The sequence below is a fragment of the Lacibacter sp. MH-610 genome, from assembly GCF_045780045.1.
GTDB lineage: Bacteria > Bacteroidota > Bacteroidia > Chitinophagales > Chitinophagaceae > Lacibacter.
Genome location: NZ_CP116002.1, coordinates 2171093 through 2188090, shown reverse-complemented (window position 1 = coordinate 2188090; position 16998 = coordinate 2171093). Strand labels below are relative to the sequence as shown.

Annotated in this window: 14 protein-coding genes and 1 tRNA gene; 11 read left to right on the top strand and 4 right to left on the bottom strand. The window is 41.3% G+C overall.

The window, feature by feature from the left end; genetic code table 11:
* Positions 1 to 117 precede the first annotated feature (117 nt).
* Complete coding sequence (gene trxA, locus PDL71_RS10035; protein ID WP_407520542.1) at positions 118 to 435, top strand: thioredoxin; 318 nt, start codon at positions 118 to 120, stop codon at positions 433 to 435.
* Positions 436 to 603: 168 nt separating this feature from the next.
* On the opposite strand, the gene PDL71_RS10030 is transcribed toward trxA, so the two are convergent.
* Positions 604 to 1095, bottom strand: coding sequence for a hypothetical protein (locus tag PDL71_RS10030; RefSeq protein WP_407520540.1), 492 nt, complete (start codon positions 1093 to 1095; stop codon positions 604 to 606).
* Positions 1096 to 1246: 151 nt separating this feature from the next.
* Between PDL71_RS10030 and PDL71_RS10025 the strand changes: the two genes are divergently transcribed.
* From PDL71_RS10025 to PDL71_RS10010, 4 genes are all read left to right on the top strand, one after another.
* Positions 1247 to 1738, top strand: a complete 492-nt coding sequence (locus tag PDL71_RS10025) for an SET domain-containing protein-lysine N-methyltransferase (RefSeq protein WP_407520538.1) — start codon at positions 1247 to 1249, stop codon at positions 1736 to 1738.
* Positions 1739 to 1753: 15 nt separating this feature from the next.
* Positions 1754 to 2908, top strand: a complete 1155-nt coding sequence (locus PDL71_RS10020) for a hypothetical protein (RefSeq protein ID WP_407520536.1) — start codon at positions 1754 to 1756, stop codon at positions 2906 to 2908.
* Positions 2909 to 2910: 2 nt separating this feature from the next.
* Positions 2911 to 4344: an SET domain-containing protein-lysine N-methyltransferase gene (locus tag PDL71_RS10015; protein WP_407520534.1), complete on the top strand. Its 1434-nt coding sequence runs from the start codon at positions 2911 to 2913 to the stop codon at positions 4342 to 4344.
* A 137-nt stretch (positions 4345 to 4481) separates the two neighbouring features.
* Positions 4482 to 5414, top strand: a complete 933-nt coding sequence (locus PDL71_RS10010) for an ABC transporter six-transmembrane domain-containing protein (protein WP_407520532.1) — start codon at positions 4482 to 4484, stop codon at positions 5412 to 5414.
* On the opposite strand, the gene PDL71_RS10005 is transcribed toward PDL71_RS10010, so the two are convergent.
* Positions 5411 to 6667 (bottom strand): nucleoside permease, encoded by a 1257-nt coding sequence (locus tag PDL71_RS10005; protein ID WP_407520530.1) that lies wholly within the window; start codon positions 6665 to 6667, stop codon positions 5411 to 5413. The two genes, PDL71_RS10010 and PDL71_RS10005, sit on opposite strands and share 4 nt — an antisense overlap.
* A gap of 224 nt (positions 6668 to 6891) precedes the next feature.
* Between PDL71_RS10005 and PDL71_RS10000 the strand changes: the two genes are divergently transcribed.
* The 6 genes from PDL71_RS10000 (at position 6892) to PDL71_RS09975 (ending at position 14929) form a co-directional block, all read left to right on the top strand.
* Positions 6892 to 9153: a M43 family zinc metalloprotease gene (locus tag PDL71_RS10000; RefSeq protein ID WP_407520528.1), complete on the top strand. Its 2262-nt coding sequence runs from the start codon at positions 6892 to 6894 to the stop codon at positions 9151 to 9153.
* Between the two features lie 90 nt (positions 9154 to 9243).
* Positions 9244 to 10401: an aminofutalosine synthase MqnE gene (gene mqnE, locus PDL71_RS09995; protein ID WP_407520526.1), complete on the top strand. Its 1158-nt coding sequence runs from the start codon at positions 9244 to 9246 to the stop codon at positions 10399 to 10401.
* Positions 10402 to 11535: 1134 nt separating this feature from the next.
* Positions 11536 to 12123, top strand: a complete 588-nt coding sequence (locus tag PDL71_RS09990) for a hypothetical protein (protein ID WP_407520524.1) — start codon at positions 11536 to 11538, stop codon at positions 12121 to 12123.
* 1102 nt (positions 12124 to 13225) lie between these two features.
* Positions 13226 to 13768, top strand: coding sequence for a hypothetical protein (locus PDL71_RS09985; protein ID WP_407520522.1), 543 nt, complete (start codon positions 13226 to 13228; stop codon positions 13766 to 13768).
* Positions 13769 to 14001: 233 nt separating this feature from the next.
* Positions 14002 to 14340, top strand: coding sequence for a hypothetical protein (locus tag PDL71_RS09980; protein WP_407520520.1), 339 nt, complete (start codon positions 14002 to 14004; stop codon positions 14338 to 14340).
* Between the two features lie 49 nt (positions 14341 to 14389).
* Positions 14390 to 14929: a GNAT family N-acetyltransferase gene (locus PDL71_RS09975; protein WP_407520518.1), complete on the top strand. Its 540-nt coding sequence runs from the start codon at positions 14390 to 14392 to the stop codon at positions 14927 to 14929.
* On the opposite strand, the gene PDL71_RS09970 is transcribed toward PDL71_RS09975, so the two are convergent.
* Entirely contained in the window at positions 14921 to 16747 is a 1827-nt protein-coding gene (locus PDL71_RS09970) for a lectin-like domain-containing protein (RefSeq protein ID WP_407520516.1), read from the bottom strand. The genes PDL71_RS09975 and PDL71_RS09970 overlap by 9 nt on opposite strands.
* A 166-nt stretch (positions 16748 to 16913) precedes the next feature.
* A tRNA-Val gene (locus PDL71_RS09965) sits at positions 16914 to 16988 on the bottom strand.
* Positions 16989 to 16998 lie beyond the last annotated feature (10 nt).

Sequence of the window (16998 nt, the reverse complement as noted above, 5' to 3'; positions counted from 1 at the left end):
CGCCCGGCTTACATTTCAATGCTTATAAACAGGTGTGGATAATGACAGAACATCAGTTTGCCGTAAATGGGCTTAAATTTGCCTTCTTTTCAAAAATAAAAAACAAAGGAAAATAATATGGCATTACAATTAACAGATGCAAACTTCCAAACTGAAGTACTTGCTTCCAACCAATTAAGCGTGATTGATTTTTGGGCAGAATGGTGTGGCCCCTGCCGTGCTATCGGACCCGTTATTGATGAACTCAGCAAAGAGTATGATGGTAAAGTAAAAGTGGGTAAACTCAATGTAGATGAAAACCCGCAGGTGAGCATGAACTATGGCATCACTTCTATCCCTGCTATTCTGTTTGTAAAGAACGGACAGGTAGTGGATAAACTGGTAGGCGCTCAACCCAAAGCCAACTTCGTTAAGAAGATTGAGCAACATATGTAATTACAAGCTTACATTTTAATAAAAGCCCGTTTCAGTAAATGAAACGGGCTTTTCATTTTTGGTCGGCACCGCAGGTCAGACCAAACATGAAAAACATTGATGTTACCGGCAAAAGTGCAAATGGCATCGTCCCTTGCGTCGCACACATCAGGGCAATTGCAGTTCCCATCAAAACTCAAAAACTTCTTTTATATCTCTGAAATAGCGATAGTCTTCCTTTCCCAAGTAGCTTACTCTTGCAGCGACATACTTTTTCATTTCAGAATAATTACTATGATAAAACTCTGAAACCTTTATAACCTTTTTACCGTTTATAAACAGATAGAGATACTCATAACTTCTGCCTTTGGAGGGCACAAGGCTGGTTTTGTAACCCTCAAAATCGCTCCACTTATATATTTGTGAAAAACTGAACCCAAAGTAGGTTTTATACCTGATCCCTTCATTGCTAAGATGTGCAGAAATGGTCTTTGTTCTTATTTCCCCAAAAAACAACCATAGCCATACAAAGAGAAAGAAGAAAATAACCACAACTATAATGGTATCTTTTTCATTTGCTTGTTTGAAAAACACAACATAGATCAACAGCAGCAAAATATATGTCATTGCCAAAAAGCATGCTAACATCAAATAAGACCAAAACCTGAACCTTGATTTCATACCGATTTATTACGCTTAAATTTAGAACATTATGTTATTTGATTACTTATCCTGATTTATTCACATTCATTCAACAATCCGTTAAACCTTCATGATAATTAACCATCTATATTTAATTTCATAATAATTAATAAACAATCAATACCACTGCATGCAAGCTACCACTCTTACAACCATCTCCCTCAGCCATCATGGTTTTGCCGAAAAGCTATTGCAGCCCGAAACCAATCATCACCTGTTAATAAGTACCAAAGCGTTTCAGCCGGGTGATGTTATTACAAATTTCAGCGCTGCAGCAACACATCGCCAACCGTCCCGCTATACCGTACAGGTGGGCGAAGACCAACACATCATCCTGGCACCGGAGTTTCTGCAATACATCAACCACAGTTGCCACCCCAATGCATTTTTCAATACTACCACCATGGAGTTAACGGCGTTGCAACCCATTGCTCCGGGTGATGAGTTTACTTTTTTCTATCCCTCTACCGAATGGGATATGGCAGAACCCTTTCAATGTTTGTGCGGAACTACCCAATGCATTGGAGTTATTAAAGGAGCACGTAGTATTGATGCCGCCGTTCTCAATCGTTATTCGCTCACAGATTTTATTCAATCAAAACGTGCACAGCTCAACGATTAATTTATAACTTAGAGTATGCTTTCTAACCCATTGCATTCATTACCCTCCACGGAGCATCCATATTTTATTTGGGTGTTGGCTCCTCATCTGATCACCAACGATCCCAACATTGATTATTATTACGATTTCTCACAAAGCATAGAAGAATACACACGGGTATTTGAAACCTTGCAATTACAATGGAAATGGCAGCCCGTAACCATTCATAATTACAAAACAGTGATTGATGAAATTGCTGTAACCAAAAATTTTCAAACTCCCATTGTCTTAAACCTCTGCGATGGCGATGAAGTAAACGGCACGCCGGGAGTTTCTGTGATTCACTACTTAAAAGAAAAAGGACTCATTTATACCGGTGCTGAACCTGCGTTTTACGACAACACAACTTCTAAAATCATTATGAAAGAGTTGTTTGATAAAGCAGGCATCAGTCATGCAGCATGGGCACCTATTCACCACAGTGAGCAAAAACTGGAAGGTATTTGTGAAGCAATAGGCACTCCGCTTATTGTAAAACCGGCCGTAAGCGGTGGCAGTATGGGCCTGGGCGTAAAGAATGTAGTGCAAAACAATGAAGCCTTGCATGCATTGGTACAAGAACTGTTTACCGGTTACCGTGGCTGGGATTTTACTTTTGGCGGATTGGTAGCTGAACAGTTCATTAACGGACCGGAGTACACCGTCTTCATCAGTGGATCTTACATGCACCCCCGCAGCAAACGTGTTTATGTTCCCGTAGAACGCATCTTTCATAAAGACTTACCGGATACTGAAAAATTTTTATCCTTCGATCGGCTTTGGGAAACCTATGAAGCTGAAAAAGCATTGGGCCAGCAGGAAGATGAAGATTTTTATCAATATGCCTTACCTCCTGCATCTCTGCACAAAAAGATAACTGATCTCAGTTGGAAAGCCTATTGTGCGGTAGGTGGTACCGGTTATGGTCGTGTGGACATACGTATGGATAAAGCAACCGGTAAACTCTATGTGCTGGAAGTAAATGCTCAATGCGGTTTAAGTGAAGACGAAAATTATACTTCCATTGGCGCCATTGTTCGTTTGGGTCATGAGAAATATGCCAACCTCATTCTTCATATATTGCAGGATGCTTTGCAGCGGCATACTGTAAAACAAAGAAAAACTGTTGCCGTGCGTCAGGAGCGTGCTTAATTATGAAGATTTGTGTTCTGCAACCTGATTATTCCACTTCGGCTGTTGATTACCAGTATTATGATCCGCCAAGAAACCTCAGCCATTTATGGCCCGAAGCTGAGTTTCATCATGTGTTTCTCAACAAACTCACTACCTACAAACAACTTCTGGAATTAAGCAAACAGGGCTTTGATTGTTTTGTGAATTTATGTGAAGGTTACCTGGAATGGGAAGTTCCTTCCATTGATGTGATTTATACATTGGAACTTTTAAATCTTCCGTTTACAGGGCCCAACACATTATTGTACGATCCTCCCAAAGAACTGATGAAGTATGTAGCCTATACAGAAGGTGTAGCTACGGCTGAATATGCATTGATTGAAAGTACAGATGACTTAGAAGCACAAACCAAACATCTCTCCTATCCCTTATTCATCAAACCTGCAAAGGCAGGAGATAGTTTAGGTATTGATGAAAAGAGTAAAGTGAACAGTTTGATTGAACTGCAGCATCAATGCAATCACTTACTCAAAGAATATCCGCAGTTATTGGTGGAGCAGTACATTAAAGGAAGAGAGTTTACCGTTTTGGTGGCAGCTGATGCGCATAATGAAAAGAAGTGCCGGGTATTTCAACCCATTGAATATATTTTCCCGGAAGGGAGAACCTATAAAACCTATGCACTCAAAACATCTGAGCTGCATCCGGAAAGCAATATTGCAGTTACTGACCCTTCCATTAAACAACATTTAACGGAAGCCGCTCAACGCATCTTCCGCAGTTTTGGTGGTGTTGGTTATGCCCGCATGGATTTTCGCATGGATGAAGTAGGCAAGATTTATTTCCTCGAAATCAATTTCACCTGTTCGGTATTTTACAAAGATGGTTATGAAGGCAGTGCTGATTATATTCTGAAACTGGACGGCATTGGTCAAACCGGTTTTTTAAAACATATCGTGGAAGAAGGTATTGCCCGCCACCGGCGCCGGCAGAAGAAGTATAAAATGAAGGGCAACAGCATTGCAGGCTTCGGCATTTATGCAACCCAATCTATTGCTAAAGGTGAAGTGATCTTTAAAGGAGAAGAACGTCCGCAACGCATCGTTACCAAACGTTTTGTAGAGCAAAACTGGCTGCCGGAAGAAAAGCTCTTGTTCAAACATTATGCTGTTCCCCTGAGCGAAGAAGTGTATGTTTTGTGGGATAATAACCCTTCAGAATGGGCACCCCAGAATCATTCCTGCGATCCCAATACCGCTTATATCGGACTTAATTTGGAAGCGATCCGTCCCATTTTACCGGGCGAAGAACTCACAATGGACTACGCCCACCTTCTCAATGACAGCGCCGAAACCTTTGAATGTCAATGCGGTGCCGCTAATTGCCGAAAAATTATTGCAGGCCCCAAAGGAAACAATGTCACCTCGAGGGAACAAAATTTCAGGAAAGCTTAACCGCCGGGCCCGCCTTCTTCTCCTTAAATTTGCACCGTACTCTGCTACCCAGCCGGTGGTTCCAAACTTACACTACAACCCATCGCCGATTATATTTTGATTGGCACTAAACCCCGGCAATTCTGCAAAGTCTATTGTTGAACGATTTAAAGGAAAAGGACACCCGTATGCCCGGCACATGGATTATACAGACGATTTTACGAAAGCACAAGTACCAGTTGCTGCTTACCTACAGCCTGTTTGCTATTGAAATGCTGGGGCTCTTAATGCGTCCCTATTTTTTGGGCGAGGCCGTAAACGGATTGATTCAGGGTTCATACAACGGATTGTTCTTCCTGGCAGGAGCTCATTTGTTGTGGGTGGTAACAGGCACAATCCGTCACCTTTACGATTCCAGAACCTACTCTGAAATTTATACCTCACTGGTTACCCGTTTAATGACCCGTAACCGCAACAAAGATGTTTCAAAACTCAGCGCCCATTCCACACTTTCAAGAGAGTTTATTGATTTCCTTGAGTTTGATTTAAACTATGTAATTGAAGCCGTTTACAATATTATCGGTTCATTAATCTTACTCTGCTTTTATGATGCGCAGGTGGTTTTGTTATGCATGACCATGATGATTCCAGTAAGCATTGCCAGTTATTTTTATGGCAAACGCATGCGAGTGCTGAATAAAAAAAAGAATGATGAACTGGAGCAGCAGGTAAATGTATTAGCCACAAAAAATACGCACCGCATTCACCAGCATTACAATGAACTGCGTAAATGGCAAATCAAGATCAGCAACCAGGAAGCGTGGAATTTCGGGGTGATGGAATTACTGGTAATGGTGATCATAACAGTATCACTCATCATTTCCTCTAAAGCCAATGGTGCTACCATGCAGGCAGGTGATTTGATTGGTATCTACACCTACATCCTCAAATTTGTAAGCGGACTCGATACCATACCTTATATGATTCAACGCCTTGCTTCGTTGAAAGACATCATTCACCGGGTAGAAGAAAGCGGCGATACAGATGAAAAAGAATTTGAACCTGAACCGGTGCTGAGTGAAGTAGCTTAATGTTTCACTTCCATTACATCAGCAGGATTATGCTTATGACGGAACAGTACTGCAAATAAAACAGCTACCACCAACGCATAAGCCGCAAAAGCAATCCAGATGCCATACCAGTCTTTAGCACCATTGCCATCTGTATAAAAGCGGTCAATCACCACACCACTTATAGCACTGCCAAAGAACGCACCAAAGCCATTGGTCATCATCATAAACAATCCCTGTGCACTGGCACGTATCTGCGGAGAACTTTGTGTTTCCACAAATAAAGAACCGGAGATATTAAAGAAATCAAAAGCAAGACCATATACAATACAGGAAAGGATGATCATCCACAACCCTTCAGCCGGATTACCATAGGCAAACAAACCGAAACGGAGCACCCAGGCAATCATACTGAACAGCATCACATTTTTTATACCAAAACGACGCAACATAAAAGGTATCGCCAGGATAAATACCGTTTCAGATATCTGGGAAATAGACATAATGATCGCCGGGTATTTTACAGCGATTGTGTCCTTGTAAGCATCTACTTTATCAAAATCATGCAGGAATGTATCTCCATAAGCATTGGTTAATTGCAAAGCAGCTCCCAGCAACATGGCAAAGATGAAGAACAGCGCCATCTTCCATGTTTTAAAAAGAGCAAAGGCTTTTAAACCCAGCGCTTCTACCAATGAACCTGCTTTTTCAGTAATCATTCTTGGCGGACATGCCGGTAATGTAAATGCATAAATACCCAAACCCAATGATGCAGCAGCAGCCACATAAAACTGGGCCGAGGAAGTTTCAATATGCAGCAAACTCACAATCCACATGGCTACAATAAACCCGATGGTACCCCAAACACGGATCGGAGGAAAATCTTTGATCACATTTCGATCGGCGGTTTTTAAAGCATTGTAGGAAACAGTATTGGTCAAAGCAATGGTAGGCATATAAAAAACCATGTTCAATAACATGACCCAGAAAAAGGAAAAGGGATTTTCTACTATTGGAATGCAAAACAAAACCACAGCACCCATAATATGGCAAATACCCAGCAGGCGTTCGGCATTAATATATTTATCAGCAATAATACCGGCAATGGTTGGGGTAAAAATGGCCGAAATGCCCATAGTTGAAAAAATGGCTCCAAACTCAGCGCCACCCCATCCTTTATTCTGAAACCAATAAGCACCGATGGTAATTAACCAGGAACCCCAGATAAAGAACTGCAGAAAACTGAGAATCGTTAAGCGGAATTTTAAATTCATTACAGAAGGTTTAGTTTGTAGTATCCTTTAAAAACGAAAGATAAATGTTTTTACAACACAGGCAGCATCAGGCAAAACCCTTCTGTCTATCCTGAAAAACAGCGCCATCCAAATACAGATTCAGCTTCACAAAATCATTTCAACTGTACCTTGTCATCAGAACCTTGAATGCTGTTTCTTGTGTTGAAATCAGTACTTTCACAGCTACAACCATTTCTATGAAGATGTTGAAGAACATTTTATTGTTTGCTTTACCGCTCATTGCCGTTTTACCTGTACAATCACAGAAAGTAAAGCCGTTAACACAACAGGAAAACGCCGGTAATTTTCACCGTTGCGGCACGCAGGCAGTTTGGGACAAAGCAGTTCAAAGAAACCCGCAATTGGTACAGCAACGTAATTCGCTCCAACAGCAGGCAATAGAACAGTACCAACGCATCCGGCCAACACTTCGTACGGATGCTGTTTATATAATCCCGGTTGTGGTACATGTGGTACTCACCCAACCATCGCTTGTTACGGATGCACAGATTCAATCACAGATAGATGTATTAAATGAAGATTACGCCGGTCTTAATGCCGACTCCATCCGCATTCCGGCCGCTTTCAAATCAAGATTTGGCAAAGGCAATATCCGTTTCTGCCTCGCCCGCCGTGATCCGGCAGGTGATGCCACCAATGGTATTGTTAGAGTAACATCCAATGTACAATCTGTTCCCGGCGATGGTGATCCTGTTAAGTTTACCTGTAATGGCGGCAGTGATGCATGGGACCCTGAACGGTATCTCAACATCTGGGTTTGCCAGATGCCCACGGGCTTTTTAGGTTATTCTTTTTTTGCAACTGATCCTTTAAGTGATCATCCGTTGAATGAGCGTGGGTTTGTAAACAGCTTCCGTGCTTTTGGTAAAGGCGGTACTGCTGTTGCACCCTTTAATTTAGGAAGAACGGCGACACATGAGATCGGTCACTTCTTCGGACTCAATCATATCTGGGGTCCAAATAATTGTGACAACAATCAATCCTGTGCCGATGATGATGGAGTGAACGATACACCGGTTCAATTCAAATGCAACTTTGGAGCACCACGTGCTGATTCTGTAATTACTGATCAATGCCAGGCTGCTGCACCAGGCATCATGTGGATGAACTATATGGATTATGTAGATGACCGTGCCATGGTAATGTACACCCCCGGGCAATATTCCACTATGGAAACGAATCTGCTCGGCATCAATTGGATGGCCCAGCTCATCAACTCCAATGGTTGTACCCCTGTACCATCTAACAGCAGGGACATCCGCTTTGAACGTTTCCGTGATTTGTTTTACGATCTCTGTGGCAGCAGCAGCAATTTCATCTACAACTGTAACAATACGTATCGCCCATTCATAACCGTTAGAAATACCGGTACTGATACAGTTCGTACACTTACCGTTGCTGCACGTTTTGGTAACGGAGCCATTACAACGACTAATTTTACAGGAACCATTGTGCCACAAAGCACCACTAATATTACGCTCAACCCCATGACCCTGAGTACGGGCGTTAATGCTAACCTCACGGTTTATACCATCAACCCTAACGGAAGTGCGGATCAGAAACCTTCCAATGATACCGGGAAACTGGCAGGAGTTGTTTATCCCGTTGTGAACCTTCCTTACACGGAAGGATTTGAAAATGCAAGCTTCCCTCCTGTTTTATGGCAAAGAATCAATACCGATGGATTTATTACCTGGGAGCGTACCACCCGTGCTTCCAAAACGGGAACAGCTTCCATGTTCATCAACAATTACGATTATGACCGTAACGGCAATAGCGACTGGATGTACTCTCCCCTGTTGCCCGTAAAAGGAAAAGACTCTGCGTTCCTCACCTTCCAGGTGGCAGCAGCTACGTTTAATGTTCCGAACCTGGCTAATAACCCGGTGGATACACTCGAGGTTTTGGTAACAACTGACTGTGGCGCTACCTATCAATCTGTTTATAAAAAATGGGGACAGCAATTGGTAACAACCGGTAATGTAGCGGTGGATACAGGTTATGTACCATCGGCCCTGCAATGGCGTAAAGACTCTGTATTCCTGGGAGATTTCAGTAACCTGCTGCCCGATTTTGCGCAGGTGGTGATTCGCAACACTACCAACTATGAAAACAATATCTATATTGACGACATCAATATCTATACAAAAGAAGTGAATCCGAACCTGAAGCGAAAAGGCATTATGGCTACGCCGAACCCCTTCCGTAATACAGTGCTCTTACAGCAATACCCAACACCTATCAACATGGAGTTTGTAAATGTTTATGACCATATGGGCCGTTTGGTTTGGCAGAAAAGAATTGCACTGGGCAACATCGGTAATACCTTGGGGCCTAATAACCTGCTGCTGGATCTGAGCCATCTCAGTTCCGGCGTGTACACTTTACAGGTAGTATACCGGGCGGCCCCCACTCAAACGCTTAAAGTGGTAAAACTGCATTAAGATCATTCGTTTCACTTACTCATATCAGCGTAACTTTGCAGAGAGTTACGCTTTTTTGTAGCTCCGATTGAACATTAACAATTACGTATCATGATTTCATCCATCATCACGTCTGCAACAGACAGCTCCTTAAAAAGAATTGCTGACAAAGTTTACAATAACGAACGCATTACAGAAGAAGAAGGAATACTCCTGTTTGAAAAAGGAGAGCTTTCTTTTGTGGGCGCCCTTGCTAATTATGTGCGGGAGCGTTTGCACGGAGATACTACTTACTTTAACCGCAACTTTCATATTGAACCGACCAATGTATGTGTGTTCAGTTGCAATTTCTGTTCTTACTCCCGCCTGTATGCCAAACGGGAAGATGGCTGGGAACTGAGTATTGAGCAAATGCTGCACATGGTAAAAAAATACGATGGTGTTCCGGTAACGGAAGTACATATTGTAGGTGGTGTACATCCTAAAATGGATTTGAAATTCTTTGCAGATTTATTGAAGGCCATTAAAGAACATCGTCCTGATTTACATATCAAAGCCTTTACTGCTGTGGAATATGATTATATGTTCCGTAAAGCAAAAGTAAGTGTGGAAGAAGGGCTCAAATTTTTAATTGATGCAGGATTGAATTCTATACCCGGCGGTGGTGCAGAAATTTTTCACCCGGAAATACGGGAGCAGATCTGTGCCGATAAAGTGGATGGTGATGGCTGGCTGAAGATTCATGAAACAGCACACCAACTGGGATTGCACAGCAATGCCACCATGCTGTACGGACATATTGAAAAGTTCTGGCATCGTATTGATCATATGAGCCGCTTAAGAAATCTGCAGGATGCAACAAAAGGTTTTCAAACCTTTATTCCCCTCAAGTTCCGCAACCAGGATAATGACATGAGCCATATTGCTGAAAGCACCGTGGTGGAAGACATGCGTATGTATGCCATTGCCCGCCTGTTCATGGATAATTTTCCGCACCTCAAAGCCTATTGGCCCATGCTTGGCCGTCATAACGCACAAATGACCCTTAGCTTTGGTGTAAACGATATTGACGGCACCATTGATGACACCACTAAAATTTACAGCATGGCCGGCAGTGAAGAACAAACGCCTACCATGACTACAGAACAGTTAGTGGCATTGATTAAACAGGCAAAACGCAAACCCGTTGAAAGAGATACCTTGTACAATGTAGTGAAAGATTACAGTGATGTAACTGTGGCAGAGGAAGCAGGGTTTTCTAGTAACTGAAATTAAAAAGGCAATTGTAAAAGGGTTTCTTGAAGGAGAAGCCCTTTTTTTATTTGTCTCCATGTAATGCGATAATGGGAGCCTTTTAAACGATACACTTACTGCCCGTGATAAACCTCCACTGCAAGCAGCTCAAAGTGATTGTCTTCTTTTAGCAGGTATAACTCCCGCCAATGACTGAATGCAATTTTGAAATGGGGATGGTAGTACTGTAACCTGATCGTTTGGTCGTTTTTCATTTGATTTTCAGTTTAATTTTTACCAAGAAGGTACGTATATTTATGAGTTGGCTGTTATTTTAAACGACATCCCGTAAACATTGAAGGAATCAAAAAACATAACACTTTTACTCATACCCTATTTAACTATTTGCGGTACACTTTATCATGTTGCCTATTGGGACACATTTAATCTAAATGGACTGCTTTATATATCTGCTTCCGACATAATAAAATCAGCAACTCAACCAGTAATAATTGTTTTTCTATCATCAATAGTCACATTAATATTTGCTCATTATATATTGCGTATTGACGTTGTATTTCCTCAGGGAGCAGGCAAATCAACTTCCTTTGGCAAAAAAGTAAATTCTGACATCGGAATATTTATCTCACTGCTTATTTGGGCGACAGTTGTTATACTACTCTACTACAACAGCAACCCTTATAGATGGACACATTGGGTATATATTACGGCAGCCCCATTTTGGATATTTTTATTTAACAGACAATTTCTGATAAACGAAATATCGGATAGCAAGATTAGGATGCTGACAATTCAATGTTTAATCTATCTCCCTCTATTTTCATTTGCAACTGGCAAACACGACAGCGAACTTATTTATAAGAACTTAAAATATAAATACGTCAAAAGTATTTCTACAAACGTAACAACGATAACAAAGACAGATACTCTTAAATTCATTGGTGCCTCATCCCAGACACTTTTTTTGACAGACCTAAAGAATGAAACTATTTTCATCATAAATAATCAGATTGACACATTAATATTAGTTGACAATAAATAACAACAGCCTACTTCCCAGCAACGTCTCCCACATTAATCAGTTGACCATATGTATAAAGCCTGATGGGGACGTTGCGTCACTATTTGCACAATGATTAACTTTATTACATGCCCGTAAAAACCACGATCCCCTTTCGTGAAGGAATTTTTTCAATCACTTTCACTTGTACTGATTGGTTGCCGTTAATTAAAATAGTAAACGGTTACGATATAATTTACAAGTGGTTTGATCATTTAAAAGCAAAAGGGCATTTTATCAGCGGCTATGTAATTATGCCCAATCACGTACATGCCTTGATTGGGTTCAGCGCATCCAACCAGGATATCAATACAATGATCGGTAACGGCAAAAGATTCATGGCCTATGAAATTACAGATCGGTTAAAGGCAGACGGACAGATTGATTTACTGGCAAAGATGAAGAGTAACATAGAAGCCAGTCGAAAAGCGAACCGGAAACAACACAATGTATGGGAGCTATCATTTGACTGGAAGCATTGTGAAACAGAAGCATTTATTCTTCAAAAACTTGACTATTTTCATGCAAATCCTTGTACAGGCAAATGGAACTTATGTGTAAATCCGATCGATTATGTACACAGTTCAGTAAAATTTTATGCAACAGGTGAACAGGGTATTTATCTTGTAACGGGGTACAAGGAATTATTGAATATTGATTTAACAAAAGGAAATTGATTTGGTAATTTTAACGCAACGTCCCCACCAGCTTTGCACTTTTACTCAACAATTTAAATCGGGAGACGTTGCTGAGAAAGAAGGAATTATTGAATATTGATTTAACAAACGGAAATTGATTTTTTTAACGCAACGTCCCCACCAGCTTTGCACTTTTACTCAACAATTTAAACCGGGAGACGTTGCTGAGAAAGGAAAGGAAAATCTATTGAGACAATTGTATTCTAATGACAAGCCACAAACCACTTAAGAGCATATCGCACAATTTTAGTCATTCGTTTATCAGTTTGATGAATTACATAAATGATGACTACTTTCTTGGACATTTATTAAAGCAATCAAGACAGACAAAAATTAGCAGGCTAACTGTTGACATACTACGGAAGACCGCTGAACCTTCGGAATTATTGACCAAGCCTGTATTGACATCAGTTGAACACTACATAAAGTGGTTTCCGGAATTGGTAAAGAATAGCGGGTCAACTATGGATTTTATAAGTTCTGCAATTTTGACTGTGGAGTTTGAGTTGGAAAAGACCAGACCACATTCAATTCATAAAGACATTTTTGAAACCCCGTTCACTTGCGAAATGACAATAGTTGACGATAGAGGAAAAGAATACAAGCATAAACACGTAGGTTGGTGGTATCCGGAGACGTAAAGACTACAGCCAACAGTGCATTGGCAATATGGCGGGGCGAAGTGCAAGCATTGTGAAACAGAAGCATTTATTCTTCAAAAACTTGATTATTTTCATGCAAATCCTTGTACTGGCAAATGGAACTTATGTGTAAATCCGATTGATTATGTACACAGTTCAGCAAAATTTTATGCAACAGGTGAACAGGGTATTTATCTTGTAACGGGGTACAAGGAATTATTGAATATTGATTTAACAAACGGAAATTGATTTTTTTAACGCAACGTCCCCACCAGCTTTGCACTTTTACTCAACAATTTAAACCGGGAGACGTTGCTGAGAAAGGACAATAGAATTAACAATAAACATTAGTATTTTTAATCAGCATTTGTACCAAGCTGACGGATTTCAAATTCTGCCACAAACACAAATGCTTCAACGTTAGGTGTAATTTTCAAAAAATGACCCGATCCAATTTATTATATGTTCTGTTTATATTGATACTTCTTTCATGTAGTTCAAATACATCGACAGACAAACAACAAAATAACTTAGACACTACGTTTAATGGCTCAGACAGCGACTCAAAACTATCTACCGACACTACCTTAATTGGCAAACAGCAATATGCTAATATCATACGAGTATATGAGCGGCTTGACACAGTCTATATCGACGTTGACTATATCCAGTTTCTTACTGGTGACGCCGCAATAGAAGCAGCAAAAAAAGCCAACGAAGCAGACACCTTTATCACAGCAGAGGGAAAACTTGATTTTGCAGTGCCCAATGACTACTTTATAGTAAATGAAAGCAGGAAAATCCGACACCTTCCACTTGCTAAGAATTGCACATTTGACCTACTACATAACCCCGACCGACTACATCCTATTAAGGACAACTCATTAAAAAGTCTAAAAATAATCTATACCGACAGCCCATTCATATTGACAATAAACAGCGAAGGGCTTGTTATAAATATAAAAGAAGTATTTCTACCGTAAAACATACACCTACTTCCCAGCAACGTCTCCCACATTAATCAGTTGAGCAAATGTATAAAGCTTGGCGAGGACGTTGCGTCAGAGTTCCCTTACTCCCCCACCGCCACTCATCTCCTACCATAGCCTTTTATAAATAACTGAACCCTTCATTTCAAAAAACAAAACCACACTGTTGGATAGCATCAGAAATGCCATTAACTTTGAATTTCAAAGCACTTTTTAAAAACTCAACTATGACTGCAAAAAATCCTTTTACAATGCCGCCGGTTAACAGGTTCACGCTCTTCATCTTTATGCTGGCGGGTGCTGTTATTGGTTTAGGTATCATTACCTTATTTGTTTTTACCGTTGATCATCCTGATCCCGCCTGGCCGGCTTACTGGAGAGTAAGACCGTTGATCATTACCCCGCTTGCTGCTGCCGCAGGAGCAGCTGCTGTATACCTGTTTAACCTGGTAATGCCGAAAACAGGCTGGTTAAAAATGGTTACCATTGTTTTGAGCTTGATCGGCTTTCTCATTTCACTATGGCTGGGCATTGTAGTTGGCCTGGACGGTACACTCTGGAACTAAACTGCGTTGTTTGCAAAAGCTGTATCAACGGAATGCTGTAATTTGTTGTATGCAGGCAGCGCTATCAAATGGCAAAATCATTACAGTTCGTACGTTTCAATTACAGGATTGTACAGCATTAAGCCGTTACCTTAATCAACTGAGCGACGCAACAAAGCAGCGCTTTGCACCCCATGATTTTGATGAACAAAGTATTGAGCAACTGTATCAAAACCCATCTTCCTATATCGGCTTTCTTGCATTGGATAACAATGAAACCATTATTGCCTATGCGGTTGTAAAAATCGGACACCTGTCTTATGAAGTTGATCGTTTAGCTGCTTATGGATTACAACCTCATCCCTTAACCGATGCTGTTTTGGCGCCTTCTGTTGCAGATGCCTGGCAGGGAAGCGGCATCGGCAGTGCTATGATGCAACATATCAAAGAGCAACTGTTGAAGTTTGGCATTCAGAGAATTTTTCTTTGGGGCGGCGTACAGGCAACCAATGTACAGGCCATAAATTTTTACGGAAAACATCAGTTCACCCAACTGGGTGTATTTGAATATAAAGGAAGCAATATAGATATGGTTTGCTGCTTAACGTAACAAGGTAACGGTTCCCTTTACAATACGCTGTTCATTATTCTGAATATTGGTAAAACGGATGCGGTAGGTATAAATGCCGGGATCAAGTGCAAGCCCCTGCTGTGTACCATTCCAACCTTCAAATGCATTGGTACTTGTAAATACAACCTGGCCCCAGCGGTTATATACCTGCATACTGAAATCCTTTACATACAATGCACCACTGATGCGGAAGAGATCATTCAGGCCATCACCGTTGGGAGTAAAAGCAGAAGGGATATAGATGTTACAGATGGTTTCAGTTAATACAAAAGTACTGCTGCTTGTACCGCAACTATTGGTAACACGCACATCATAAGTACCGGGCTTTGTGGCACGAAAAACAGAATCAGTACTTCCATCCTGCCAGAGGAACTCCAATCCATTACCATTTGCTTCAGGGTTCAGCAGTTTTACATCCCCTGCACAAATAGTAGTACTTACAACAGATAGAGAAACCGGTGGCGAATTCACTGCAATTACCGCCAATGCAGGAAAAGCACAGAAGGAAGCACCAGGTGTAAAAGTATAAGTAGTAGTTGCCTGGTTGTTGATTACCGGCGACCATGTTCCGCTGATTCCATTTACAGATACAGTGGGCAAAGGATTGATGACTGTTCCTTTACAAATCGTATCCGGCAGAAAGAACAAAGGTCTTGCAGCAGGTGTAAACACAACAGTACCGGTTGCTGCAGTACTGGAACATCCTGTTGCGGTGTTGGTAATAACAACTGAATACACACCGGCAGTTGACGGCTGAAAGGAAGCTGCATTACCCGGGGCCGGAGCACCACCGGGAACCGTCCAGTTATAATTATAAGTACCGGCAGTGCCCGGTGTTGCAACTACCGTTGAAGGATTCGCTTCGCAGGTTGTAAAGCTGTTAACGCTTACCGTTGGATTATCATTAGCAATCACTGAAAAACGAACCGAACGTTGTGTACCGCAAAAATCTGTATAGCTGCAGGTAATGGTTTCATTGCCGATTACATTAAAAGTAGACTGGTTCGCTGTACTGGTACCACGGCTCCAGGAATAGTTGGTACCGGGCGTTGGTGCTGTAAGTGTGAATGTTTTACCAATACAGGCATTGATGACGTTATTATTGTCAGGCGTTACACGTAACTGCTGCAGGTTAGAGTTACCACCGGTAGAACCTGCTACACTCCAAAACACAATTGCATTATTATTAAACCGCTCCAGCAAATGATTGCGGGTGGAAGTGGCCCGTTTTTCATTATCAAAAAAAACAGTAAGCCTTTGTGATGCTGCTGAAATGTATTCCCATTCAATGCTGATATCATGCCATTGATCATCTTCCACATTATTACAATTACCGGTAAGACAAACAGGCGTGGTAAAACCATCTGTAATATTGCCGCTTGCATTGAGCTGACCATTTGAATAGATGCCGGTATGATCCTGTGGTATATCATTCCAGCCGGCACCGTTATCCCAGGTATCAAATTCAACCACTAAAGAATTGTTGATGCCAGAAACACCCAAACCACTGCCCACTGTTAATGGTGGCAAACAGGCATTGTTCAACATAAAAGCAAAACCATCAGCACCCGCAGCATCTTTTGAACCAAAGTTGAGCTGAAACCTGATTGTAAAGTTCTTGGTGAGATCCACCGGGTAATAATTGGTGATGATGCCTGCCTGTGATAATGCATCAGGTGTGATGGTATAAGAAAAAGGACCTGATTGAACGGCACTGCCCTGTGTAGTGAATTGCTGAGCTTCACAGGTTACATGAAAAACAAAACTTAAAACAAGCAACAAATAAATCTTCATCATATACTTCCTGATCGTCGATGGATATCAAATGTAACTCATACAGCCAATAATTTCAATCACAACCGGTGAACTTGTTATAAACGGAAAATAAAAAAGTTTAAGTTTTCAATCAACTTGAAAGCTTGATAAGAAGCATAAAAAAACCTCCGGAAGTCCGGAGGTTCTGTGGGAGCTACTGGGATCGAACCAGTGACCCCCTGCTTGTAAGGCAGGTGCTCTAAACCAGCTGAGCTAAGCTCCCGTTCAAGGGA